The organism is Actinacidiphila sp. DG2A-62 (genome assembly GCF_035825295.1).
GTDB lineage: Bacteria > Actinomycetota > Actinomycetes > Streptomycetales > Streptomycetaceae > Actinacidiphila.
Genome location: NZ_JAYMGI010000002.1, coordinates 7029733 through 7053912 on the forward strand (window position 1 = coordinate 7029733; position 24180 = coordinate 7053912).

The window sequence follows — 24180 nt, forward strand, 5'->3', positions numbered from 1 at the left end:
TCACGGCTTGAGGAAGCCCGCCTCGCCCAGGACCTTCTGCCCCTGCGCGGACTCCACCAGCGCCACGAACGCCCGCGCGGCCGCCGGGTTGGGCGCGTGCTCGAGCGTGACGATCGGGTACGCGTTGACCGCCTTCGCCGCCTCGGGGAAGTCCACGCCGGTGACCTTGCCGCCGGCCGCCTTCACGTCCGTCCGGTAGACCACCGAGGCGTCGACCTCCTTCAGCTCCACCTTCGTCAGCGCCGACTTCACGTCCTGCTCGTACGACACCGGGGTCAGCCGCAGACCGCCCGCGCGCAGTGCGGTCTGCGCGGCGGCCCCGCACGGCACCGTCTTCGCGCACAGCGCGACCTTCAGGCCGGAGCCGGTGAGGTCCTTCAGCGTGGTGATGTGCCGGGGGTTGCCGGGCAGTGTGGCAATCTCCAGCCGGTTGCGGACGAAGGTGTCCGGCGTGCCGTCGCCGTCGCCCGCGTCGGTGACCGTCTTCATGGTCGTCGGGCTGGCCGCGGCGAAGACGTCGGCGGGCGCGCCGCCGGTGATGCTCGCCGCGAGCGTGTCGCTGCCGCCGAAGCTGAAGACCACCTTGGTGCCCGGGTACGCCTTCTCGAAGTCCTCGCCGAGCGTGGTGAAGCTCTCCTTCAGCGACGCCGCCGCGAACACCACCACCGTGCCCGACACCTTCGTCGCCCGCGAGCCCGCCGTGCCGGTCGGCGTGGCGGCCGGGGCGTCGGAGGACGTGTCGTCGTCCGACGAGGAGCAGGCGGTGAGCGCGAGCAGTGCGGTGGCGCCGGCGGCGACGGCCACCAGGGCGCGCCGTCGCGCGGAACGGGTTGTCACAAGGTTTCTCCCTTTCGGCGCCTCTCGGACCACGGCTGACCTGGCTGTGCCGATGATAGTGCCGCATCTGCGAGGCAGATGTCTGCTGGACCATTGCATAATCCGAACATCTCCCGGCTCGGGGCTCGCTTGTGCGATCCTCCGACGATCGGATGCGGACTGCCGCCGGGCGGGAACGGCCGCGTCAACGGGAACGGCCGCCCACACGGGAACGGCCGTCTCCTCGACGCGTGGTGCGTCGAGGAGACGGCCGCCGTGGTTCGACCGGTCAGCCTTCTCAGCCGGTCGCCCAGCTGGTCAGGCCCGCGCCGTACGCGTACAGCGGATTGCCGTACGTGGTCGGCACCGTCTGTCCGGCGTCGATCTTCGCCCGGATGTCCTGCCGCTCGGCGTCCGTCGCGCCGAGGTCGTACGGCAGGTCCCACGCCTCGTTGGCGTCGGCCTGGGTGTCGCCGCCGCCCGGCTTGAGCACCTGGTCCAGGCTGCGCGGCAGCTGCCAGGGCAGGTGGCCGTGCGGGGTGTAGTCGCCGAAGAGCAGGCTGGCGGTGGCCGGGCCCACCTCCTCGCCGCCGCGGTAGGTCACCACGATGGCGTCGGCCAGGTTGTTCCAGTCGCTGATCACGATGGGTCGCGGCAGCGTCAGCACGACCACCACCGGGACGCCCTGGTTCTTGAACTTCTGGATCAGCGCGACCTGGTCGGCCGGCAGGTACGGCTGGGTGTCCGGCCACGCGGTGGCGTGGGTGTACGACGGCTCGCCCACGTCCACCACCGCGAGCTTCGGCGTCGGACCGGTGTCCTGGTAGACGTTGACGCCCGCGGTCGCGGCCCGCTTCTTGATCGCGTCCAGCATGTCCAGCGAACCGTCGTCCGGGTGGAAGTAGCTGGACCAGATGCAGCAGGCCGCGCCGTCGGTCGCCCGGTCGCCGGTGACCACGATGTTGTCGCCGGCGTTCAGCTTCACCGGCAGCACGCCGTCGTTCTTCAGCACGGTGTCCGACTCGCGCGCCGCCTGGTTCGCCAGCTGCACGTAGGACGGCTGGTGGAAGCGGTACGGGCCGTTCACCGGGTCGCCGTACGGGTGGTCGAAGATCCCCAGCTCGAACTTGAGCTTCAGGATGCGCCCCACCGCGTCGTCGATCCGCGACTGCGGCACCTGCTGCTCGAAGCTCGCCATGGTGAACCCGGTGGCGCCCGGGTCGGCGCCGCCCATCACGTCCGAGCCGGCGTTCGCCGCGTTGATCCACGCCGACGACGGCAGCCAGTCGGTGGTGATCAGGCCGGTGTAGCCGATGTTCTGCCGCAGGTAGGCCAGGATCTTGGCGCTGTCGCCGGCCCGGGACCGCCCGGGTCGAGGTACGAACTGCCCGCGTAGCCCGGCATGATGTTCACCGCGCCGGCCTCGATCGCCGCCTTGAACGGGATCATGTGGTACTTGATCGTGACTCCGTCGTAGACGATCCCGGCCTCGCCGCCGGCGCCCTCGCCCGGCCAGTGCTTGACCGTGGCCAGCACCGAGTGCGGGTTCAGCTCCGGGCCGCCCTGCAACCCGGCGACCAGCGCCCGCAGTTGGGCCGCGGCCACGTCGGCGTTCTCGCCGCCGCCCTCCTGGATGCGCGGGTAGAGCACCTTGGTGCCCACCTCGGCCAGCGGCGACAGCGTGCCGCGGGCGCCGACCTCCAGCTCCTCCTTGCGCTGCATGTCGCCCAGTTGGTAGTCCAGCGGGTAGTCCTTGCCCGCCGCCAGCGTGCTCTGCAACGGGTACGTCGTCTGGTAGCCGGCGGTGGTGTCGCCCGCGGAGACCGGCGGGATGCCGAGCCGGGTGGCCGCCGTCGACAGCAGCACGTTGTTCAGGTCGGCCGGCTGCGCGGGCCCGAAGTGCCAGCCGGACATGGGGTACTGCTGCACGTTGTAGAACATCTGGTACGCCTTCTCCTCCAGGGTCATCCTGGAGAGCAGGTCGCTCACCCGCGTGTCGACCGACAGCCGCCAGTCCTCGTACGGCTCGATCGTGCCGTCCTTGTTGAGGTCACGCGCGCCGTTGATGACGTTGATCCCGTCGTTCACCTGCTCGATGTCCGGCAGGTAGACGCTGAAGGTGCGGATGTTCGAGGTGGCCCGCGTACCCGAGCCGCTCACTGCGACGACGAACCACTTGTACGTCCAGCGGTCGGTGATGTCCCAGCTCGGCGTGTAGCTGGTGCCGGTGGGCTCGGCGACCTTGGTGTAGAGGTCCAGCAGGTTGCCCGACGCGGTGAAGTCGTAGTCGGTGCGGCTGATGTTGATCCACACCTCGTAGTGCGCCGCGCCGCCGACGGCCGCCCAGGACAGCGCGGGACGCCGGGTGTTGGTGACCATCGCGTGGTCCGCGGGGGCGGACAGCGCGAACTGGCCGGTGGTGGCCGGGGCCTTGGTCGGCCCGGACAGCAGCGGCGGGGTCGAGGTGGAGGAGTCCACCGTGCCGTAGACCTGGAACTCCCAGAGGGAGTAGCCGTATCCGGTGGCGCGCGCGGTGCCGGTCAGCCGCACGTAGCGGCCCTTGCCGGTCACCGGGAGCTGCTCGACGCCACCCTTGCCGTCGGTGGTGCTGTAGAGCTGCGTCCACGCGGTGCCGTTGTCCGACACCTCGATCCGGTAGCCCTTGCCGTACGCCGACTCCCAGTTGAGCACGATGCCGGTGACGGAGCCGATGGCGCCCAGGTCCACCTGGAGCCACTCGTTGTCGGTGTACAGGCTCGACCAGCGGGTGTCGGTGCGGCCGTCGAGGGCCGCGGCGGGCGCGTTGCCGCCCTCGTAGGACGACGCGGAGACCTGCTTGTAGGCGGAGATCACCGAGCCGGAGAAGTCGCCGCCGCCCGGGTTGGTGCCGCCGGTGCTGCCGCCGTTCGTCCCGCCGCCGTTGGTTCCGCCGCCGGCGGTCGATCCGCTGCCGGTGTAGACCTCGAACTCCCACAGCGAGTAGCCGTATCCGGTGCCGCGCGCGGTGCCGTACATCCGCACGTAGCGCCCGGAGCCGCTGACGTCGAGCGACTGGGTGCCGCCCGTGCCGGTGGTGGTGGAGTAGACGTCGGTCCAGGTCTGGGCATCGGCGGAGACCTGGATCGTGAACGCCTTGCCGTACGCGGTCTCCCAGTTGAGCACCACGCGGCACACGCTCGCGCTCGCGCCCAGGTCGACCTGGAGCCACTGGGGGTCGGAGGCGCCGCTGGACCAGCGGGTGCCGGTGTCACCGTCGACGGCCGCGGAGGCGGGGGTGCCGGCGCTCTCGGTGGAGGAGGCGGTCGCGGTACGTCCGCGGGCCGCGTTCACGGTGCCGCAGCCGCCGGCCGCGCCGGCCGTGCCGTAGACCTGGAACTCCCAGAGGGAGTAGCCGTATCCGGTGCCGCGCGCGGTGCCGTACATCCGCACGTAGCGACCGGAACCGTTTACGGCGAGCGTCTGCGTGCCGCCGGCGCCGGTGGTGGTGGAGTAGACGTCGGTCCAGGTCTGGGCATCGGCGGAGACCTGGATCGTGAACGCCTTGCCGTACGCGGTCTCCCAGTTGAGCACCACCGAGGTGATCGTGTCGGTGCTGCCCAGGTCGACCTGGAGCCACTGGGGGTCGGAGGCGGCGCTGGACCAGCGGGTGCCGGTGTCGCCGTCCACCGCCGCGGAGGCGGGGGTGCCGGCGTTCTCCGTCGAGGAGGCGGTGGCCGTCCGGCCCTGGGACAGCAGCGTGTCCGCCGCCTGCGCCGTCCCGCTAGTCGCGCCGATGGCGCCGCCGATCGCCAGCGCCATCACGGCGACGATCGCCACCAGCGATCTGTGTCGTCTCGTGCGTCGCACGAGGGGGGTAAGGAACCTCATCTGCATCTCCACGGGAGGCGCCGTCCGCGGACGGCTGGGGGACTGCGGACTGCCGCGACGGCATCCGGAGTTGACTCGGGAGAGCGCTCTCCGGGGGAGTGTCCCGGCCGCGTCGAACCCGTGTCAATCCCTGTGCGTCCGCTGTGGAACGCCCCCGTGGGCCCGGCCACGCGGCCGTGTGCGGGGCGGTCGGCCGTCGTGCGCCGGTCCGCCCGGACGGTCGACGATCCCCCGGGGCAACCCTGCTGAGCTGCGAGGGGAGCCCGGCGCGTCGGCCGCCCGTTCGAGGGGTGTGGCGTGAAAACGACCCGTGCGCCGCGGCGGAGAACGTAATCTCTTCTGCGTGAGCAGAGGTGTGGAGAGCCGACAGTGTGCCCGTTGTGGCGAACTGGAGGCACGGTTCCTGGACCCGGAGACCCCCAATCCGGGCGCTTTCCTGTACCGCTGGGCCACTCACCACCTCGACGACCACGGCACCCGGCCGGGCCCCCGCGAGGGGTGCGCGGAGTGCGACACCTATGCGGAGAACGCGGTCGGGGTGCACAGCGTGGTGTGGGAGCGGTGGCGGCAGACGCACTACATGCAGTGCGCGCTCGCGCCGGACTGGAAGCCGCGGACCGACTAGACCGACCAGCCGGGCCGGCCCACGCTCGCCCCGGGTGAGCCGGGCGCGCCCGGGGTGCTTCCCGCGGCGCTCGGGACGGTGCCGCTCATGGCGCCTCGTGCGGCGCCCGCCTGGCCGCCTCCCGGGATGCCTCCCGCGGCGCGATCATCGTCATGCCGGCGGGCGAGCCGCCGCTGAGCGCCGCCAGGGCGGCCGGGGCCTCGTCCAGGCCGATGACCGACCCGGTCAGCAGCTCCGGGCGCAGCGTGCCGGCGGCCACCTGGCGCATCAGCTCGGGGTAGGCGTGCGCGGGCATGCCGTGGCTACCGAGCAGTTGGAGCTCCAGGGCCAGCACCCGGTCCATCGGCACGGGTGTGCCGCCGGCCGGGAGCAGGCCGACCTGGACGTGCCGGCCGCGGGCCCGCAGCCCGGCGACCGAGGCGGCGCAGGTCGCGGCGGAGCCGAGGGCGTCCAGGGACAGGTGCGCGCCGCCGCCGGTCAGCTCGCGCACGGCCTCGGCGGTGTGGTGTGCGGCGGATGCGGTGGCGGGTCCCGCGGATGCGGTGGCGTGCGCCGCGGACGGCCCGGCGGGGGAGGGGGAGGTGGCCGGGGCGGAAGGGGCGGGGGCGGTGTCGGAGAGCGCTCCCCCGGCGTGGAGAGCGTTTCCGGCGTCGCCACGGGGGTCTCGGCCGCGCCGGGGGCGGTGGCGGCCGGGTCCACCGCGGCCTGTGCGCCGAGCGACAGGGCCAGCTCGCGGGCGCGCGGCGAGGGGTCGACGGCCACCACCCGGGCACCCGCCGCGACCGCGATCATCACCGCGGAGAGCCCCACGCCGCCGCAGCCGTGCACCGCGACCCACTCGCCGGGCCGCACTCCGCCCTGCGCGACCACCGCGCGGTGGGCGGTGGCGAAACGGCAGCCGAGCGAGGCGGCCGTGGTCGTCGCCATGCCGTCGGGCACCGCCACCAGGTTCACGTCGGCGTGATGGAGCGTCACATACTCCGCGTAGGAGCCCCAATGGGTGAAGCCCGGCTGCTGCTGGCGCTCGCACACTTGCTGGTCGCCGCGGGCGCACGCCGCACAGGTCCCGCACGCGCAGACGAACGGCGCGGTGACGCGGGCGCCTTCGCGCCAGCCGGTCACGCCCGCGCCCGTCGCCACGACGGTGCCCGCGAGTTCGTGGCCCGGCACGTGCGGCAGCGTGATGCCGGGGTCGTGGCCGAGCCACCCGTGCCAGTCGCTGCGGCACAGGCCGGTGGCCTCCACGCGGATCACCACGCCGCCGGGCGGCGGCGCGGGGTCCGCCACCCGCCGTACCTCGGGCAGCCGCCCGAACTCCTCGATCAGCACCGCTCGCATGTCCGCACCCTTCCGTTCCTTCCCGCGCTGGCCGCGCCGCCCGCGCCCGGCGTGGCCCGTGCCGCCCGTGCCGCGTGCCGCTCGCGCCGCTCGGCCGCTCGCGCCGCCGCTCCGTCCGTGCGCCGCGGCGCGCCGTTCGGGCGCTGCGCGCTTCCGCCGGGCCCGGTCCATCCTGCCCGGTCCTGGCACACTGGTCCGCATGGCTGGGGCGTGGGGTCGGGCCGGCGAGCCGCCGGGGGCCGCGGGGCGGCGCGGACCGGGCGCGGTGCGCAGGATCGGTGTCACCGGGCACCGGGCGATCCCGGCGGAACTGACCGGGCACGTACGGAGAGCGCTCACCCGGGAGCTGCGGGCGGTCGTGGGGCGGCCCGGGTCCGTGGAGGCGCTCAGCTGCCTCGCGGCCGGCGCGGACCAGCTGTTCGCCGAGATCGCGCTCGACAGCGGGGCGCGGCTGACCGCGGTGACGCCCGCGGACGACTACGAGAGCACGTTCGCGCCCGCCGAACTGGCCCGGTTCCGCGTGCTGTTGCGGCGGGCGGACACGCATGTCGCGCTGGACTTCGCGCGGGTCTGCGGCGAGGCGTACTACGCCGCGGGGGCGTATATCGCCGACCACTGCGACCTCATCGTCGCGGTGTGGGACGGGATGCCGGCGCGCGGGCAGGGCGGGACGGCCGAAGTCGTCCACTATGCGCGGGCTTTGGGCAAGCCCGTCTCCGTGATCTGGCGCCCCGGCGTCCACCGCCCCTGACGCTGTCGCCGAGTCGGCGGCTCGGGCCGCGCCTCCTTCGACGACTCCGCGTCGGCCTCCGCATCACCTCGGGCCGGTGGCCCTTCCCGTCAGCTCGGCGCCGGACGCCGCGCCGCCGGGCACCCCAGGCTGGTTCAGCCCCGCGCTGGGCGTCGACCCCCAGGGGCGCGGGGAACCGCTCCCCCAGAGCTTCGCCCGGGAGGTACCCCCGCACGCCTCCCCCAGACCTTCGCCCGGGAGGTACCCCCAGCCGGTGATGGGCTGCTCGCGCGGTTCCCCGCGCCCCGAAGCGCACGTCCGGCGTTCTGCTGGCGTACGAGGGCCCGCGCCCGATGAATTCAGCGGCCGGCGTCGTGGTGGCGGGCGAGCCAGGCCGTGTGGTCGGGGGAGATCGCGTCCTCGGCGGCCCGCACGGCGACCGACCAGCGCGACTCCTCCGTGATCTTCGGCATGGTCACGACCATCGTGTCCAGCTCCTGCGCGACGACGGAGTGCGCGGCCACCAGCGGCTGGTACTGCCGCAGCTCGCTCCAGGCCACCCCGGCCGCGGCCGCGGAGGACGCGAGGCCGACCAGGTCCATGGACGTCCCCCACTCGAACGCGCGGGCCGCCGCCGCGGCCAGCGCGGCGGCCGTGCCGGCGAAGGCGACGGACTGCCAGACCGCCGCCGCCCGGCGCGACTCGCCGGTCCTGCGCCGGTACCAGTCGCGCTGCTCCATCACCCGGTCGCGCACGTACACGTCGCGGCGCACCGCCAGCGGCCTGCCGCGCAGCTCCCGCATCGCCGGGGTGATCAGCGCCCGTTCGTGCGCGGCGCCGGCCGGTCGTGGGTCGTGCCAGCCCGCGGTCCGCAGCTCGTGCAGGCTGTCGTTGACCCGGACCTCGAAGTCGCCGTCGGGATCGGCGAGTCCGCTGTCGTACGGACTGCCGCGCACCGCGTACCGCCAGCAGTGGGAGCGCAGCAGTTCGGCGGCGCTGCGGTGCAACTGCCAGTTCTCGCGGTGGTGATGGCGCGCGGTCTGCCAGGTGAACCACAACGCCCCGACGTAGGCCGCCGCGCTGGTCGCCGCGAGCAGGTCGACATGGCCGACCCGCCACCGCCACGGCGTCGCCGAGCAGGCCGCCGCCGCGACCAGCAGCACCAACTGCCGCCGCACCCAGTCGACCGTCAGCCGCTGCCGGCGCACCGCCGCGGCGTCGGCGACGCGGAACAGCGCCGGCAGCTGCGCGTCGCCGACCACCGTGCTGCGGCCGACCACCGTGCCACGGCCGGTCGCCGTGCCGCGCCGGGGCGGCCGTCCGGACACGCCCACGCGTCACCCCCGTCCCCCGGCGGTCCCGGTCCCGCGCCCGCTTCGTGGCCAAAAGCGCCGCATCCTCCGGTAGCCCGGAGCATGCGGCGCGGCGCGTCACCTGAACAGAGCACTTCACGCCAAGGAGGACGGTCGACGCCTTTCCTGGGAATTCATTCGCACAATAGGGTCAAGGTTGACCCCGAATTCCGGTCCGGGGTCGCCTTTCCGCATGACACCGGGATCGTGTTTTCGGATGAACGCGAGTCCCACGTGCGCGCGTACCCCGCTGCGGGATGCGCGCGGCGGGATGCGCGCGAAGTCCACTCGCGCTAGTATCCCGAATTGCCTATCCACTCCGCTCCGGCAAGCCATGATCCCGTTTGTCCGGGGCATGGACCGCGCCGGACCTCCCGCCCATAGGACGGCCGTGAACACTTCCGCGCACTCTTCTCACTCCGCCACGCCGGAGATCCGTGTTCCCCAGGCCGCGACGCGTCTGCCGGGCGGCGGCGCGCTGGAAAGGAGCCTGCGGCGGTCCGCGTCCGCGCTCACCGGTCGCAGGGAGTCGGGGGCCACCTTCAACTCCTGCATCTGATCCCTTCCCGATGTCCGGACCGCTGGTCCCCTTCCGCCAGGTCGTGCTGAAGGTCCACAGCAGATGCGATCTGGCGTGCCGCCACTGCTACGTTTACGAGCACGCGGACCAGAGCTGGAGCGCGCGGCCCAAGGTGGTCTCCGAGGAGGCGGTCTCCTGGACCGCGCACCGGCTGGCCGAGCACGCCAAGACGCACGCGCTGCCGTCGGTCCACGTCATCCTGCACGGCGGTGAGCCCCTGCTGGCCGGCCCGGCGCGGCTGCGCCGGGTCTGCGAGGAACTGCGCGGCAGGCTCGACGGGATCACCGAGCTGGACTTACGCATCCACACCAACGGCGTCCAGCTCAGCGAGCGCTACCTCGACCTGTTCGCCGAGTTCGACGTCAAGGTGGGCGTCTCCCTCGACGGCGACAAGGCCGCCAACGACCGCCACCGCGTCTACGCCAACGGCCGCAGCAGCCACCAACGGGTCCTGGACGCCGTCGCGTTGCTCCGTCAGGAGCGCTACCGGCACCTGTACGCGGGCCTGTTGTGCACCGTCGACGTCGCCAACGACCCCGTCGCGGTCTACGACGCGCTCGCCGAACTCGCCCCGCCCCGCATCGACTTCCTGCTCCCGCACGCCACCTGGGACGAGCCGCCGGTACGTCCGGACGGTGCGAGCACCCCCTACGCCGACTGGCTGATGCGGATCTTCGACCGCTGGGACGCGGCCAGGCCGATGCCGGTACGCCTGTTCGACTCGGTGATCAGCACCCTCGACGGCGGTCCCAGCCTCACCGAGTCGCTCGGCCTCGGCCCGGCCGACCTCGTCGTCATCGAGACGGACGGCACCCTGGAACAGGCCGATTCGCTCAAGACCGCCTACGACGGCGCGCCCGCCACCGGCTTCGACGTGTTCGCCGACAGCCTCGACAGCGCCGCCCGCCACCCCGGCGTGCTGGCCCGGCAACGCGGTCTCGCCGGGCTGAGCCGGCAGTGCGTGAACTGCCCGGTGGTCCGCTCCTGCGGCGGCGGCCTCTACGCCCACCGGTTCCGTACCGGCAGCGGCTTCGACAACCCCTCGGTCTACTGCGCCGACCTCAAGTCCCTGGTGGAGCGGATCGGTTCCCGCACCGGCCGGCCCGCGCCCGGACCGGTCGCCGCCGCGGCGGCCCGGGCGGAGCGCGAGGCCGCGCCGCTGGTGGCCGCGGTCGCCGACGTCGCGGACGAGGCCGTGCTGGCCGAACTCGCCGCGGCGCAACGGCTGGTGACCCACGACTGGCTGCGGCTGATCGACGCCAGGCTGGCCGGCAGCGACCCGCGGTGGGACGCCGCCTGGCAGTGGCTCACCGCGCCCGGCGCGCGCACCGACGTGCTCGACGCCGTGCTCGCCCATCCGTACACGCGCAGTTGGGCCGCGGCCTGCCTGGACGCGCTGGACGTGCGCGACGCCCAGGACGTCGGGGGGACCGGGCACGAGGCGGCGGACCTGTCGGACCCGACGGGCCGGGCCCATCCGGACCGCCCGGACCGTTCCGACCGCCCGGTCCATCGCGCCGACCCCGCCCACCCCGGCGCCGGCCGTCCGTTCGCCGGCGCCGGCCCGTCCGGCGGGCACGTCGCCGAGCCGTTCCCGGTACGGCTCCCGGAGTTCGCCGTGGCCGAGGACGTGTTCGGGGCGCTGGACGAGGAGTTGTTCGGCCCCGACACCCACCGCGCGGCCGGCGTCGGCAGCGGGCTCGCCGCCCCGGCGCACCTCGCCTCCCTCGCCGCCGCGGCGGCCCTGCGCACCGCGGGCACCCGCCACCCGCTCCCGGTGCCGGTCGCCGCCGACGGCACGGTCTCCCTGCCCGGCCTCGGCCGGGCGGTCCTCGCCCGCAGCGGCCCCGCCACCGCCGATGTCCAGGGAACGTCCGCCGCGTTCGTGATCCGCCGCGGCGAGGAAGAGGTCAGGGTGCTCGCGGGCACCCCGCACGACCGCCGCTGGCAGCCCGTTCGCGCCCTGGCCGCGACCGACCCGGTCACACCCGCGGTCCCTGCCACGCCCGCTGCCCCGGCCGCGGACCCTGCCACCGTCGCGGAAACGGCCGAGCTCGCGGAGCCCGCCGCGCCCACCGGCTCCGCCGCGCCCACCGGCCCCGCCGCGTCCGCCGCCGCGGACCTCCCCGCCGGCGGCCCCGTCCTCGCGCCGCTGCTCGACGACGTGGACCCGTACCGCGACAGCCACCACCGGGCCGCCGCGCCGCGACTCAGCGCGGGGGAGGCCGAGGCGTGGGGCCGCGGGCTGACCGGGGCGTGGCGGGTGCTGCGCGCCGCCGTGCCCGCGCGGGCGGCGGAGCTGGCCGCCGGGCTGGTCGGCGTCACGCCGGTCGTGCCCGGGGCCGGCGCGCGGCGGGCGTCCGTGCTGGCGGGCGGGCGCCGCGGGCTCGGCGCGGTCGGCGTGGTGTTCTCCTCGGACCCCGCCGTCCTGGCCGGACGGCTGCTCGCGGCCTGGCAGCACGCCAAGCTGGACGCGCTGCTGGAACGCGTCGAGCTGTACGACGAGACCGCGCCGCACTCGTTCCCGCCGCCGTGGGGCGGCGCGCCCCTGCCCGCGGGCGAACTCCTCGCCCACGCCTACGCCCGTACCGCCACCGCCGCGCTCGCGGCGGACCCGGCGGCCCACGCCGCGGCGACCGTGCGCGCCCTGGACGACCTGCGCGACACCGGCGTCCTCACCGCCCCCGGCGCGCTCTTCGCCGCCCGCCTGCGCTCGGCGCTGACCGGGAGCACCGGCGTGCGCCGTTCCGGGACGGCCGCCGGCGCGCGGGACGCGGACACGGCGGCCGGCGGGCGCGCGGACGCGGCCGGGAGGTGAGCGGGCGGTGCACACGCGCGACTCGCTGGCCGCGGACTTCCGGGCGCTGGGGCTGACCGCCGGGCAGACCGTGCTGGTGCACGCCGCGATGCGCCCGGTCGGCCCGGTCGCGGTGCCGGTCGGGGCCGCGTCCGGGCGCATGGCGCCCACCGCCGGCTGGGGGCGTCCGGCCGCGTGGCGGGCGCCGACCTGGGCCCGTAGCGCGCACGCGTCGCTGCACCAGGGCTTCAGGAGCTGGTTCCGCCCGGCCGCCGAGGTCCGCGGCGCGGTCCCCGGCGACGCCCTCGCCGGGGCGCTCGCAGTCGCCGGGGCCGTCGCGCCCGCCGAACTCGCCGTGTCCCCTGAACCCGCCGTGCCCGCCGAGGCCGTCGTGTTCGCGGCGGGCGAGGCGGCCCTCACGCCCGGCGCCGCGACCGGGTTCGGAGCCGCACGGCGGCCCGCGGCCGCGACGCCCACCGCCCCCGGGCCCACCGCGCCGGTACGCCGCCGCGCCGCCGCGCCCGTACCCGTCGCATCCGTCGCACCCGCGCCCGTACCCGTCGCACCCGCGCCCGTGGCGCCCGCCTCCCTCGACGCCGCCGCACCCGCACGCGCGGCCCGCCCCACCGGGTCCCGGTGGTCCGCCGCGCCCGCGCCGGACGAGCCACGCGGCCCCCGCCGCGCCGACGCCACCGCTGAAACGGTCCTCCACGCGCTGCGCGACGTCCTCGGCCCCGAAGGCACCGTCGTCGTGCCCGCGTTCACCGAGTCCAACTCGGACACCTCGCGGGCCCACCGGGAGGCGACCGCCGGCATGACGCCGGGCGAGGCCGCCCGGTACCGCGCCGCGATGCCGCCCTTCGACCCCGCGCGTTCGCCGTCCGAGCGCGTCGGGCGGCTCGCCGAGACGCTCAGGACGACGCCCGGCGCGCTGCGCAGCGGCCACCCGCAGACCTCGTTCGCGGCGCTCGGCAGGGACGCCGAGGCGATCGTCGGCGGCCACGATCCCACCGACCATCTCGGAGAACGCTCTCCGGTGGCCCGGCTCTACGACGCCGAAGCGGTCGTGCTGCTCATCGGCGTCGGATTCGGGGTGTGCACCGCCTTCCATCTCGCGGAGTATCGAATTCCGGATACTCCGTTGCGTGACTACAGTTGCGTGGTGATGCGCGAGCGCGACGGCGCGCGCGGCGGGAAAAGCGGGGACGCCGGTCAGTGGATCACGTACCGCGACATCGTTCTCAACGACTCGGATTTCCCGCAGCTCGGCGCCGCTTTCGAACGGTCCGGGGCCCGGGTGGAACGCGGCCCGGTGGGCGATGCGGACAGCCGCTGCCTTCCGCTGAAGGACGCCGTGGACTTCGCGGGCCGCTGGCTGTCCGAAAACCGACGCCCCGGGTCCGGCCGAATGTGAGGGGCTTGCGTATTCCGGCCGCCCGAGTTCCCGCCACGGTCGATAATTCCTACACTGTGGACATCCGGAACCGGGTGGGGGACGCGCGTGCTCGTATCGGGACAGGGGCGGGGCGATGATCGCGCCCCGTATTTCTTTCTGAGTTACGCCCATACGCCCCGCCCCGATTCCAATGTGCAGGACCCGGACATGTGGGTGGGCCGGCTCTACCAGGACCTGTGCGACCACGTCCTGGCGCTCACCAACATCGGGCCGGGCGCTCCGGTCGGCTTCATGGACCGCGACATCCGCTCCGGCGAGGGCTGGTCGGAGCGGCTCGCCGAATCGCTGGCCACCTGCCGGGTGTTCGTGCCGCTGTTCTCGCCGCGGTACTTCGACAGCGTGCACTGTGGCAAGGAGTGGTTCGCCTTCGCGCAACGCGCGTTGACCGACGGCGCGCGCGGCAACCGGGTCTCCGAGGCGATCGTGCCGGCGCTGTGGGTGCCGGTGCCGCCCAACCGGCTGCCGAGCGCCGCCGAGCGCCTCCAGTTCAACCACAGCGCGCTGGGCGACACCTACGCCACCGAGGGCCTGTACGGGCTGATCAAGCTCAGCATGTTCCGCAGCGCCTACGAACTGGCCGTCTACGAGCTGGCCAAACGCATCGTCAAGGTCGCCCAGAGCGGCGGCGTGGGACCGGGCCAGCCGGTCAACTACCGCCTGATACCGAGTGCGTTCGGTGATCCGCGCGGGCCGCGGTCACTGCGGATCACGGTGGCCGCGGGGGTGCGCGGCAGGCTGCCGGAGGGCCGCAGCGCCGACTACTACGGCGACCGGGCCGCGGACTGGAACCCGTACCATCCGGTGACCTCGCGGCCGGTCGCGGCCTTCGCCGCCGACCTCGCGCGCAGCTTCGACTACGAGCCGACCGTCGTCTCGCTGGACGACGAGCCGCCCACCGAACTCGGCGCGGTGGACGGGTTCTCGGACCCGGGGCCCGGGGCGGCGGGCGTGCCGGACGGGTCGCCGCGGCCGGGGGAGCCCGGCGGGCCCACCGGCCCGGCGGGGCGCGCCGCCGGCGCGGGCGGCGGCCCGGAGATCCTCATCGTGGACCGCTGGACGGCCGCCGACCCGCGCTGGCGGGCCCGGCTCGCGGCCTTCGACGCCGCCCGGCCGTGGACCGCCGTCGTCGTCGCCTGGAACCGTGACGACGGGCAGAGCCGGGACGCCGAGGACGAGTTGGCCGCGAGCCTGGAGCGGACCATGCCGCGCGGCACCGGTCAGGGGCCGCCGGCCTGTCGCGTCGCCGCGCGCGGGGTGCACAGCCTGGAGGCGCTCAGCGACATCCTGCCGCAGGTGGTGGAGTGGTCCGCCGCCCAGTACCTCAAGCACGCCCACGCCTATCCGCCGGACGGACCCAGGACGGAGCGGTTCCGGCTGCTCGGCCCCGAGGCCCCGGCGCTCAGCGCGGCCGCGCACCGCGGCTTCCCGCGGGCCGGCGCCCCGGACGACACGGAGGACCCGCGATGACCATGCCCGCGCCCACCCCTGGGCCGACGCCCGCGCCCGCGCTCGGGGCCGCCACCGCCGCACCGGGCGGCCGCGGGCGCGGCGGCACCATCGTCACGTTCTACTCCTACAAGGGCGGCACCGGCCGGACCATGGCGCTGGCCAACACCGCCTGGATCCTGGCCGCTTCCGGCAAGCGCGTGCTGACCGTCGACTGGGACCTGGAGGCGCCGGGACTGCACCGCTTCTTCCACCCCTTCCTCGACCCGTCCACGATCGGCGCCACCAGCGGCGTCATCGAACTGATCCGCGACTTCGCCGAGGCCGCGACCATCCCCGGCCGCCCGGCCGGCGACTGGCACAAGGACTACGCGCGCATCCGGCAGCACGCCGTCTCGCTCACCTGGGACTTCCCCGACGGCGGCACCCTGGACTTCGTCTCGGCCGGCCGCCAGGACCGCACCTACTCCGCGATCGTCAGCAACTTCGACTGGGACAACTTCTTCGACCGCCTCGGCGGCGGCCAGTTCTTCGACGCGGTCCGCGAGGACATGAAGGCCCACTACGACTACGTCCTGATCGACAGCCGCACCGGCATCAGCGACATCGCCGACATCTGCACGGTGCTGCTGCCGGACGTGCTCGTGGACTGCTTCACCCTCAGCGGCCAGAGCATCGACGGCGCGGCGAGCGTGGCGCGCAACATCAGCGAGCGCTACCACGAGCGCCGTATCCGCATCCTGCCGGTGCCGATGCGCATCGACGAGGGGGAGAAGGAGAAGGTCGACGCCGGACGGTGGCTGGCCCGCGCGAAGTTCGACCGGATGCCGCAGGGCCTGTCCGCGCAGGAGGCGGCCCGCTACTGGGGTTCGGTGGAGATCCCGTACCGCTCGTACTACAACTACGAGGAGACGCTGGCCACGTTCGGCGACGAGACCGGGCTGACCACCTCCCTGCTGTCGGCGTTCGAACGGCTCACCGCGGTGATCACCGGCTCCGAGGTCACCGCGCTGCCGCCGATGCCGGAGGACGTACGCCTGCACTACCGGGCGAAGTTCACCCGCTCGCACCGGCCGGCGCCGGTCGCCGACGTGCACCTCAGCTTCGCGCCGCAGGACCGGATGTGGGCCGACTGGATCGAGTGGCTGCTGACCCGGGCCGGCTTCCAGGTCACCGCCCGCCCGCTGGCCGAGGGCGTGGAGAGCGCGGGCGCCGCGGTCGGTGCGGCCCTCGCGGTCGGCGCGGGCGGCGCCGGCGGCGCCGGGGACACCCTCGGCGGCGCCGCTCCGGACGGCGCGAAGGGCGCGAAAACCGTGAAGGGCGCAAGGGACGCCACCTCCGAGGCCGCCGCGCCCGGACCCGGTGTCGAGACCGCCTCGCGCACCGTGGTGCTGCTGTCGCCGGCGTACCTGCGTGCGCCCGAGGCCCGCGCGGTGTGGGAGCGCGCCGTCGCGGCCGACCCGACCGGCACGCGGCGGCAGTTGGTGCCGATCAGGGTCGGCGACGTGCGCCCGCCCGCGCCGTTCGCCGAGCGCGGCGCGGTCGACCTGGTGCGCCGCGACGAGAGCTACGCGGCCGCCGCCGTCTTACGCGCCCTGGACCGCTCGGCCCGCCCCCGGGAACTGCCCGACGACGACGCGCCCGCGCCGCGCTTCCCCGGCACCCTGCCCCGGGTGTGGAACGTGCCGCCGCGCAACCCCAACTTCACCGGCCGCAGTTCGGGCCTGGACCGGATCAGGGCCGAACTCGGCGGCGGGATGACCATCGTGCTGCCGCGCCCGCAGACCCTGTTCGGCCTCGGCGGCGTCGGCAAGACCCAGATCGCCCTGGAGTACGTCCACCGGTTCATGGGCGACTACGACCTGATCTGGTGGATCTCCTCGGAGCAGACCGAGCTGATCACCTCCTCGCTCGCCGAACTGGCCGGCCGGCTCGGCCTGCCGGTCGGCGAGGACATCGCCGCTGCCGCCGCCGAGGCGCTGGACCACCTGCGGCACACCCCGCCCGGCGAACGGTGGCTGCTGGTCTTCGACAACGCCGACGACCCCGCCGCGGTACGGCCGTTCCTGCCCGGCCCCCAGGGGCACGTGCTGCTCACCTCCCGCAACCAGAACTGGTCGCAGATCGGCAACGCCCTCGAAGTCGACGTGTTCGAACGGGAGGAGAGCATCGAGCACCTGACCCGGCTGGTGCCGTCGCTGGCCCGCGAGGAGGCAGACGAGGTCGCCGCCGCGCTCGGCGACCTGCCGCTGGCGGTCGAGCAGGCCGGCGCCTGGCTCGCCGAGACCGCCACCCCGGTGGCCGACTATCTCGCGGAACTGCGCGAGCAGACCACCCGGGTGCTCTCCCTCAGCCAGCCCGCCGGCTATCCGGAACCGGTCGCGGCCACCTGGAACATCTCCATCAACCGGCTGCGCGAGCGGGCGCCCGCCGCGGTCCGGCTGCTGCAGCTGTGCGCGTACTTCGCCCCCGAGCCGATCTCCGGCAACCTCGTCTACAGCGACCAGATGATCGGCGCCCTGCTGCCGGACGACGAGAGCCTCCAGGACCGGCTCAACCTGGGCCAGCTGATCCAGGAGCTGAGCCGCTTCGCGCTGGCCAAGGTCGACCAGTCCACCCGCAGCATCCAGGTGCACCGCCTGGTCCAGTCGGTGATGCGCTCCCAACTCACCACGGCCGAGGCCGAGGAGACCATGCACCAGGTGCACCGCATCCTGGTCGGCGCCCGGCCGATCCAGGGCGACACCGACGACCCGGCCAACTGGGAGCGCTTCGGCGAGATATGGCCGCACCTAGACGCCTCGGAGGCCAGCCGCTGCGACGAGCCCGACACCCGCCAGCTGCTCATCGACCGGGTGCGCTACCTGTGGAAGCGCGGCGACCTGAAGGCCGCCGAGGCGTTCGGCAACCAGCTCGCCGCGCAGTGGGGCCGGCGCGACATGGCCGCCGAGACCCCGCAGCGCCGCAAGTACTTCGAACGCCTCAACCACTTCCTGGACTTCCACCTCGCCAACATCCTGCGCTCGCAGGGCAAGTACGTGGAGGCGTACGAACTCGACGCGCGGGTCCTGGCCTGGCAGCGCGCCAACCTCGACCGGCCGGGACGCCCCGACACCCACACGCTGATGACGACCACCGGCCTGGCCACCGACCTGAGCACCCTCGGCCGCTTCGACGAGGCGCTGAGCACCGCCCGCGAGGCGTACAACGGCTTCAAGGACCTGCTGGGCCTGGACCACCCCAGGACGCTCGCCGCCGCCAACAACCTCGCGGTCTGCCTGCGCATGGTCGGCGAGTGGTACGAGGCCAGGGACGTCGACCAGGAGACCCTGGAACGCCGCCGCAGGGTGCTCGGCGAGAAGCACCCGTACACGCTGTTCTCCACCACCAACCTCGCCCGTGACCTGCGCGAGGCCGGCGACTACGAGGAGTCCGCGACGCTGCTCGCCGACGCCTACGCCTCCTACCGCGACGTGCTCGGCCAGGACTTCCCCGACACGCTGCACGCCGCGAAGAGCTACGCGGTGTCGCTGCGCAAGGCGGGCCGGCTGGAGGAGGCCCGGCAGCTGTCGGCCGACACCCGGGAGCGCTACTCCGAGAAGTACCCGGGCCTGGTCACCCCCGACATCCTGTCGTGCACCCTCAACCTGGCCGCCGACCTGTACGCCACCGGGCAGCGGGACAAGGCGCTGGAGCTGACCGAGGAGGTGATGCGCGAGTACCGCGTCGCGCCCGGGGTGCGGCACCCGGCGACGCTCGCCGCGGAGAACAACCTGGGCGTCTACCTGCGCGGCACCGGGCAGTTGGACCGCGCGGAGGCGGTGCTCGCCGGCGACCTGGAGCTGCTGCGCGAGGTGCTGGGCGACACCCACCCGTACACGCTGTCCTGCGAGGTGAACCTCGCCAACGTGCTGGCCGAGTCCGGGCGTCCGCACCTGGCCGAGGAGCGCGAGCGGAGGGTCGCCGACGCCTTCGAGCGCAGGCTCGGCTCCTACCACCCGGAGACGGTGATCTGCCGCTCCAATCTCGCCATCACCTTGGGCCAGTTGGGCCTGGAGCAGGACGCGCGGCGGGGCCTGGAGATCGCCGGGGAACAGCTGACCCGGCTGCTCGGCGCGGGCCACCCGTACACGGTGAGCGTGAAGGAGCACAAGCGGATCTACCGGGACATCGAACCCCCCACAGTGTAGGGGGAGCCGGCGCGGGTCAGGCGGGGACCTGGCCGGCCCACGGGCGGTCGCCGAGCAGCCAGACCAGGATGTCCGGCATCACCCGCAGCGCGGTGAAGTGCGCCGCGGCCGGCTCCAGCACCGCGGTCGCGCACGGGATGCGGCGGGCCAGCCAGCGCGAGTGGCTGATCGGCGAGAAGACGTCCTCCTCGCCGTGCCACAGCAGCACCGGCACCGTGATGTCCGCCGGGTCGAAGCCCCAGGGCGTCGCGAACGCCACCGCGTCGTCGATCCAGCCGGCCGCCGACGTCCGCAGCGCCTCGCGGTAGTTGCGCACCAGCAGCGCCCGGATGCCGGCGTCGGAGACCACCCGGCGGTCCGGCTCGGTCAGCTCCAGGCGCAGGTCCGCGAGCAACTGCACCGGGTTCTCGCGGATCTGCGCGGAACGCGACTCCAGGCCCGCCGCCAGCCGGTCGGGTCCCGCGGAGGCCGCGGTGTACTCGGCGACGTTGGACTGCGACATGCCCGCGAACCAGTCCAGCCCCTCGGCCTGCCACGGCGCGAGGCTGACCAGCGCCGCCGCCCGCGTCACCCGCTCCGGCAGGAGCGCCGCGCAGGCCAGCGCGTGCGGACCGCCGCCGGAGCGGCCCACGACCGCGAACCGCTCCACGCCCAGCGCGTCGGCGACCGCCGCGACGTCCTGCGCCACGTCGGCCACCGTGCGCAGCCGCAGCCGGTCCGAACTGCCGTAGCCGGGGCGGTCGTAGGAGATCAGCCGCACCCCCTGCTGGTAGAGCACCACGCCGCGCGGGGCCGGTCCGAGCCGGCTGCCAGGGGTGCCGTGCAGCAGGAACACCGGCTTGCCGCGCGGGTCCCCGGTCGTCTCCACGATCAACTGCCGCCCGTCCGCGGCCCGTACGCTCTGGCGCACCGCCACCTCCCCCGGCCGCCCCGCGAGGCTTCCCGCGTCGAAGAACCCCAGGTGTACATTCTGGGCTCCGCTGTGCGGGCTGCCACCCCCGTGCCGGACAATCCGCCCGGCGGATCCGGCCGCGGCGGGCACGGCACGGGCCGCCGAGCCGGCCCGGGAGCGGGCGCGCGGCGACGAAGGCCCGGCCGCCGGGCTCCGGCGCCCGACGGCCGGGCTGTCTGTCCCCCGTGGCCGACGTCGCGACGGCCGCTCCCCATGTCCGGTCGCCGCGCCTCCCGGCCCGTATCACCGCCTCCGGCGGTGTGCTCCCATGATGCGGTACGCGCGCTGCCGGCCGCCTCTCCCTCGTTGCCACGTGTGCGGCGCACGGGGTGCGCGAGGCACACGAGGCGGACCCGGGGCGGTGTCGGTCGGCTCGTCAGCCCCGGGCGCGCAGCGTCGCGGCGAACGCGCGCAGGTCCGCGACCAGCAGATCGGGCTCCTCCGCGGCGGGGAAGTGGCCGCCGCGGTCGAACTCGCTCCAGTGCGCGATGTCGCTGAAGTGGCGCTCGGCGAACCGGCGGATCGGCTGCGCCGGATCGTGCGGGAAGATCGCCACGCCGAGCGGCGTGTCCAGCACCGGCGGGGCGGGCGGCCGCGTCGGCGCGGTCGGCAGCAGCGCGGCGTTGTCGAAGTACGCCTGCGCGGAGGACGCGCCGCTGCCGGTGAACCAGTACAGACTGGCGTTGGCGAGCAGCAGGTCCCGGTCCACCGCGTCCTCGGGGACTTTCTGGACGTCCGCCCACGCGTGGAACTTGTCGATGATCCAGGCGAGTTGGCCCACCGGTGAGTCGTTGAGCGCATAGCCGAGGGTCTGCGGCCTGGTCGACTGGACGACCATGTACGCCGATCCCCGTTCGCCGAACTCCTGGAGCCGTCCCAGCCGGGCGAGTTCGGCCGGTTCCAGACCGGCCAGGTCCCGCGGATCGGGCCCGGGCGGTGTGGCGAGGAAGTTCAGGTGCAGGCCGGCCACGTGCTCGGCGTCCGTCCCGGCCAGGATCTGCCCGACCCACGAGCCGAGGTCGCCGCCCTGCACCAGGTAGCGGTCGTAGCCCAGCCGGGCCATCAGCCGCGCCCACGCCGCGGCCACCCGCGCGAAGGTCCAGCCGGGGCCGGACAGCGGGGTGGAGAAGCCGAAGCCGGGCAGGCTCGGGATCACCAGGTGGAAGGCGTTTGCCGGGTCGCCGCCGTGCGCGCGCGGGTCGGTGAGCGGCCCGATGACGTCGGCGAACTCCACGAACGAGCTGGGCCAGCCGTTGGCCATGAGCAGCGGGGTCGCGTCCGGCTCGGGCGAGCGCACGTGCAGCAGGTGGACCGTCGTGCCGTCGATCTCGGTGCGGTACTGCGGGAAGGAGTTCAGCCGCGCCTCGACCGCCCGCCAGTCGAACTCCGTGCGCCAGTACTCGGCGAGTTCGCGCAGGTAGTCCAGCGGCACGCCGCGCTCCCAGCCCGCGGCGGGCGAGGCGGGCGCCCAGCGGGTGGCGGCCAGCCGCCGGCGCAGGTCGTCGAGGTCCGCCTCGGGGATCTCGATCCGGAAAGGCTTCATCCTGCCGTCCTCCGATGTCGCGGTGCGTCCTGGCGTGCGGCGGAACAGCGAACCAACGTCGACGGTAGTCGGCGGCCCGGCCGGCACCGAGCGCCACGGGACAAAACCCCGGGTGACTGAGCACTCCTGAAGAAATCCCCGCGCCGCCGGAGCCGCGCAACGGCGGCTACGCGGTCAGCGTCGCCGGGTCGCTGGTGGACGGCGTGCCGTTCTCCACGTGGCCGGCGAAGCGCCGCACGTAGGACGGGTCGGCGTCGCAGGTGACCGTCACGTCGTACCAGCGGTTGCCGGCCGGGACGCCCCAGTGCGGCACCACCCGCGACTGGCCCGGTGCCACGGTGTACCTGTAGTGGTCGCCGGGCGCGTACGCGTCGGTCGCGGTGAAGGTGACGGTCCGGCTGCCGCCGCCGGTGAACGTCAGGGTGACCTGCCCGTTCGCCGCGTCGTGCCGGGCGGTCACCTCGGGGCCGAGTCCGCCGACCGTGCCGGCCCACTCGCGCAGCCAGCCGCCCGGCCCGAACACCGAGAACTGGTAGCGGTCGCCCGCGCCCGTCGGCAGCTTCCAGGTGTCGCTGACCGACGTGCCGGCCCCGACGGTGTACGGCCACGGGCTGTCCGAGCGGACCGCGGACCTGACGTGGAAACCCGCCCCCGCCGAGCCCGAGTTGATGAAGGTGAACTGCCACCGGCCGTTCACCACCGCGGCGTCCGCGGCCAGTTCGTACGGCAGCGGGCGGGCCTTGCGCAGCCCCGGCTCCTGCTTGGGCAGCGCGCCGGAGGACGGCGGCGCTGGGTGGAAGACCGGCGGCGTGCTGTGGTCGGCCGGCGGCGCCCAGCTGACGGTCGACGGCAGCCCCGGGACCGTGGAGTTGGCGCCGGTGAAGTCGAACGCCGAGGTGAGGTCGCCGCACACCGCGCGCCGCCAGGCCGAGACGTTCGGGTTGTGCACGCCGAACCGCCGCTCCACCAACTGCACGATCGAGGTGTGGTCGAAGGTCTGCGAGCACACCCAACCGCCGGTGCTCCAGGGGGAGACGACCAGCATCGGCACCCGCGGCCCGAGCCCGTACGGCACCGAGGTGCGGTACGACGAGGAGGCGCCGCCGGTGTAGATCTCCCCGGCGGTGCTCACCGTGGACAGCCCCCAGGACGCGTCGACCGGCGGGTACGGCGGGACGACGTGGTCGAAGAAACCGTCGTTCTCGTCGTAGGTGATCAGCAGCACCGTCCGGCTCCACACGTCGGGGTCGGCGGTCAGCGCGTCCAGCACGCCGGAGATGTACCAGGCGCCGTAGTTGGCCGGCCAGCTCGGGTGCTCGCAGTAGGCCTCGGGCGCCGCGATCCAGGAGACCTGCGGCAGCCGGCCGCCCAGGACGTCGGCCCGCAACCGGTCGAACAGGCCGCCGCCGGAGGAGACACGGGTGCCGGTGCGCGCGTTGTCGTACAGCGGGCTGCCGGGCTGCGCGGTGCGGAACTGGTCGAAGTACAGCAGCGAATTGTCGCCGTAGTTGCCGATGTACGGGTCGGAGGTCCAGCCCCAACTGCCCGCCGCGTCCAGACCCGTTCCGGTGTCCTGGTAGACCTTCCACGACACCCCGGCGGCCTGGAGGATCTCCGGGAAGGTGCGCCAGCCGTAACCGGCCTCCTCGTTGCCGATCACCGGGCCGCCGCCCGAGCCGTCGTTGCCCACCCAACCGGTGTACATGTAGTACCTGTTGGGGTCGGTCGAGGACAGCAGCGAGCAGTGGTAGGCGTCGCACACCGTGAACGCGTCGGCCAGTGCGTAGTGGAACGGGATGTCCTGGCGGGTCAGATACGCCATCGAGGTGGTCGACTTGGCGGGCACCCAGCTGTCCCAGCGACCCGAGGCCCACGCGTTGTGCGTGCCGTTCCAGTCGTGGTTGAGGTCCTCGATGAAGGTCAGGCCGAGATCGTCGCCCCGGGGCGGCTTCGGGCGGAACGGCAGCGTGACCGCGCCGGCGGAGTCCGCCTGGTACCACACCGGCTTGCCGCTGGGCAGCGCCGCCGGCCGCGGGTCGCCGAAGCCGCGCACCCCGCCGAGGGTGCCGAAGTAGTGGTCGAAGGACCGGTTCTCCTGCATCAGCACGACGATGTGCGCCACGTCGGCCAGGGTGCCGCTGTCCACCGCGGCCGGCACGGAGGCGGCGCGGGCGATGGCGGAGGGCAGCGCCGAGGCGCCGGCGGTGGCCGCGGCGATCTGCAGGAAGCGCCGGCGATTGACGTCGGTCATCGTGGTCCCCTCGGAAGACGGCGGAGCGGCGTGCGGGGGCAGCGGCGGGCGGCCCGGTGGCGTGCCGCCGGACGCGTCGCCGGAACGGCGGTCCGGCGACCGCCCATTGGTCTGGACCGCGCGGGCCTCATTGCACCGTCACGGCAGGCACAGTGTCAATAAGGCGGCACACCCGCCTCATGGGGACGGCCCACCCCCCTCGAACGCTCGAACCCTGCGCACGCGGCTCGCAAAGGC

Annotated in this window: 15 protein-coding genes and 1 pseudogene; 7 read left to right on the forward strand and 9 right to left on the reverse strand. The window is 74.2% G+C overall.

All coding sequences use genetic code 11. The annotated features are described in order from the left end of the window. The 3 genes from modA to VSR01_RS31350 all read right to left on the reverse strand — a co-directional run bounded on the left by modA (position 1) and on the right by VSR01_RS31350 (position 4614). The gene (gene modA, locus VSR01_RS31340) at positions 1-837 is read right to left on the reverse strand and encodes a molybdate ABC transporter substrate-binding protein (RefSeq protein WP_326452380.1); all 837 of its coding nucleotides are present in this window, start codon (positions 835-837) and stop codon (positions 1-3) included. Between the two features lie 277 nt (positions 838-1114). Continuing rightward, positions 1115-2014 (reverse strand): glycoside hydrolase family 3 C-terminal domain-containing protein, encoded by a 900-nt coding sequence (locus VSR01_RS31345; RefSeq protein WP_326452381.1) that lies wholly within the window; start codon positions 2012-2014, stop codon positions 1115-1117. Between the two features lie 98 nt (positions 2015-2112). After that, complete coding sequence (locus tag VSR01_RS31350) at positions 2113-4614, reverse strand: discoidin domain-containing protein (RefSeq protein WP_326453921.1); 2502 nt, start codon at positions 4612-4614, stop codon at positions 2113-2115. A 412-nt stretch (positions 4615-5026) separates the two neighbouring features. On the opposite strand from VSR01_RS31350, the gene VSR01_RS31355 reads away from it, so the two are divergent. Then, the gene (locus tag VSR01_RS31355; protein ID WP_326452382.1) at positions 5027-5308 is read left to right on the forward strand and encodes a hypothetical protein; all 282 of its coding nucleotides are present in this window, start codon (positions 5027-5029) and stop codon (positions 5306-5308) included. Positions 5309-5393: 85 nt separating this feature from the next. Here VSR01_RS31355 and VSR01_RS31360 read toward each other — a convergent pair. Both VSR01_RS31360 and VSR01_RS31365 read right to left on the reverse strand, forming a co-directional pair. Beyond that, positions 5394-5813 (reverse strand): annotated as a pseudogene (locus VSR01_RS31360) (zinc-binding dehydrogenase); the annotation flags it as partial. Beyond that, a complete protein-coding gene (locus VSR01_RS31365) occupies positions 5786-6646 on the reverse strand; it encodes an alcohol dehydrogenase catalytic domain-containing protein (protein ID WP_442785590.1) in 861 nt (286 codons plus the stop codon). The gene VSR01_RS31365 and the pseudogene VSR01_RS31360, both read right to left, overlap by 28 nt. A gap of 265 nt (positions 6647-6911) precedes the next feature. Between VSR01_RS31365 and VSR01_RS31370 the strand changes: the two genes are divergently transcribed. Beyond that, on the forward strand, positions 6912-7397 hold the full coding sequence (locus tag VSR01_RS31370) for a hypothetical protein (protein ID WP_326453922.1): 486 nt from the start codon (positions 6912-6914) through the stop codon (positions 7395-7397). A 338-nt stretch (positions 7398-7735) separates the two neighbouring features. Here VSR01_RS31370 and VSR01_RS31375 read toward each other — a convergent pair whose 3' ends face one another. Continuing rightward, positions 7736-8704: a DUF4231 domain-containing protein gene (locus VSR01_RS31375; RefSeq protein ID WP_326452383.1), complete on the reverse strand. Its 969-nt coding sequence runs from the start codon at positions 8702-8704 to the stop codon at positions 7736-7738. 415 nt (positions 8705-9119) lie between these two features. On the opposite strand from VSR01_RS31375, the gene VSR01_RS31380 reads away from it, so the two are divergent. The 5 genes from VSR01_RS31380 to fxsT all read left to right on the forward strand — a co-directional run bounded on the left by VSR01_RS31380 (position 9120) and on the right by fxsT (position 19197). Next, on the forward strand, positions 9120-9287 hold the full coding sequence (locus VSR01_RS31380) for a hypothetical protein (RefSeq protein WP_326452384.1): 168 nt from the start codon (positions 9120-9122) through the stop codon (positions 9285-9287). A 10-nt stretch (positions 9288-9297) separates the two neighbouring features. Further along, positions 9298-12126, forward strand: a complete 2829-nt coding sequence (locus VSR01_RS31385; protein WP_326452385.1) for an FxsB family cyclophane-forming radical SAM/SPASM peptide maturase — start codon at positions 9298-9300, stop codon at positions 12124-12126. 7 nt (positions 12127-12133) lie between these two features. Further along, a complete protein-coding gene (locus tag VSR01_RS31390; RefSeq protein ID WP_326452386.1) occupies positions 12134-13519 on the forward strand; it encodes an AAC(3) family N-acetyltransferase in 1386 nt (461 codons plus the stop codon). A gap of 87 nt (positions 13520-13606) precedes the next feature. Further along, positions 13607-15028, forward strand: a complete 1422-nt coding sequence (locus VSR01_RS31395; protein WP_326452387.1) for a TIR-like protein FxsC — start codon at positions 13607-13609, stop codon at positions 15026-15028. Beyond that, on the forward strand, positions 15025-19197 hold the full coding sequence (gene fxsT, locus VSR01_RS31400) for an FxSxx-COOH system tetratricopeptide repeat protein (protein WP_442785591.1): 4173 nt from the start codon (positions 15025-15027) through the stop codon (positions 19195-19197). Before VSR01_RS31395 ends, fxsT begins: the two co-directional genes overlap by 4 nt. A gap of 16 nt (positions 19198-19213) precedes the next feature. On the opposite strand, the gene VSR01_RS31405 is transcribed toward fxsT, so the two are convergent. The 3 genes from VSR01_RS31405 to VSR01_RS31415 form a co-directional block, all read right to left on the reverse strand. Beyond that, on the reverse strand, positions 19214-20107 hold the full coding sequence (locus VSR01_RS31405; RefSeq protein ID WP_326452388.1) for an alpha/beta fold hydrolase: 894 nt from the start codon (positions 20105-20107) through the stop codon (positions 19214-19216). 418 nt (positions 20108-20525) lie between these two features. Next, positions 20526-21692: an epoxide hydrolase family protein gene (locus tag VSR01_RS31410; protein WP_326452389.1), complete on the reverse strand. Its 1167-nt coding sequence runs from the start codon at positions 21690-21692 to the stop codon at positions 20526-20528. A gap of 166 nt (positions 21693-21858) precedes the next feature. Beyond that, positions 21859-23943 (reverse strand): phosphocholine-specific phospholipase C, encoded by a 2085-nt coding sequence (locus tag VSR01_RS31415; protein ID WP_326452390.1) that lies wholly within the window; start codon positions 23941-23943, stop codon positions 21859-21861. Positions 23944-24180 lie beyond the last annotated feature (237 nt).

What these genes read in the sequence shown, in the direction of transcription:
- VSR01_RS31385 (WP_326452385.1), top strand. Translation starts at nt 9,298, where the DNA reads ATGTCCGGACCGCTGGTCCCCTTCCGCCAGGTCGTGCTGAAGGTCCAC.
- fxsT (WP_442785591.1), top strand. Translation starts at nt 15,025, where the DNA reads ATGACCATGCCCGCGCCCACCCCTGGGCCGACGCCCGCGCCCGCGCTC.
- VSR01_RS31415 (WP_326452390.1), bottom strand. Translation starts at nt 23,943, where the DNA reads ATGACCGACGTCAATCGCCGGCGCTTCCTGCAGATCGCCGCGGCCACC.
- VSR01_RS31410 (WP_326452389.1), bottom strand. Translation starts at nt 21,692, where the DNA reads ATGAAGCCTTTCCGGATCGAGATCCCCGAGGCGGACCTCGACGACCTG.
- VSR01_RS31345 (WP_326452381.1), bottom strand. Translation starts at nt 2,014, where the DNA reads ATGGCGAGCTTCGAGCAGCAGGTGCCGCAGTCGCGGATCGACGACGCG.
- VSR01_RS31350 (WP_326453921.1), bottom strand. Translation starts at nt 4,614, where the DNA reads ATGGCGCTGGCGATCGGCGGCGCCATCGGCGCGACTAGCGGGACGGCG.
- VSR01_RS31365 (WP_442785590.1), bottom strand. Translation starts at nt 6,646, where the DNA reads ATGCGAGCGGTGCTGATCGAGGAGTTCGGGCGGCTGCCCGAGGTACGG.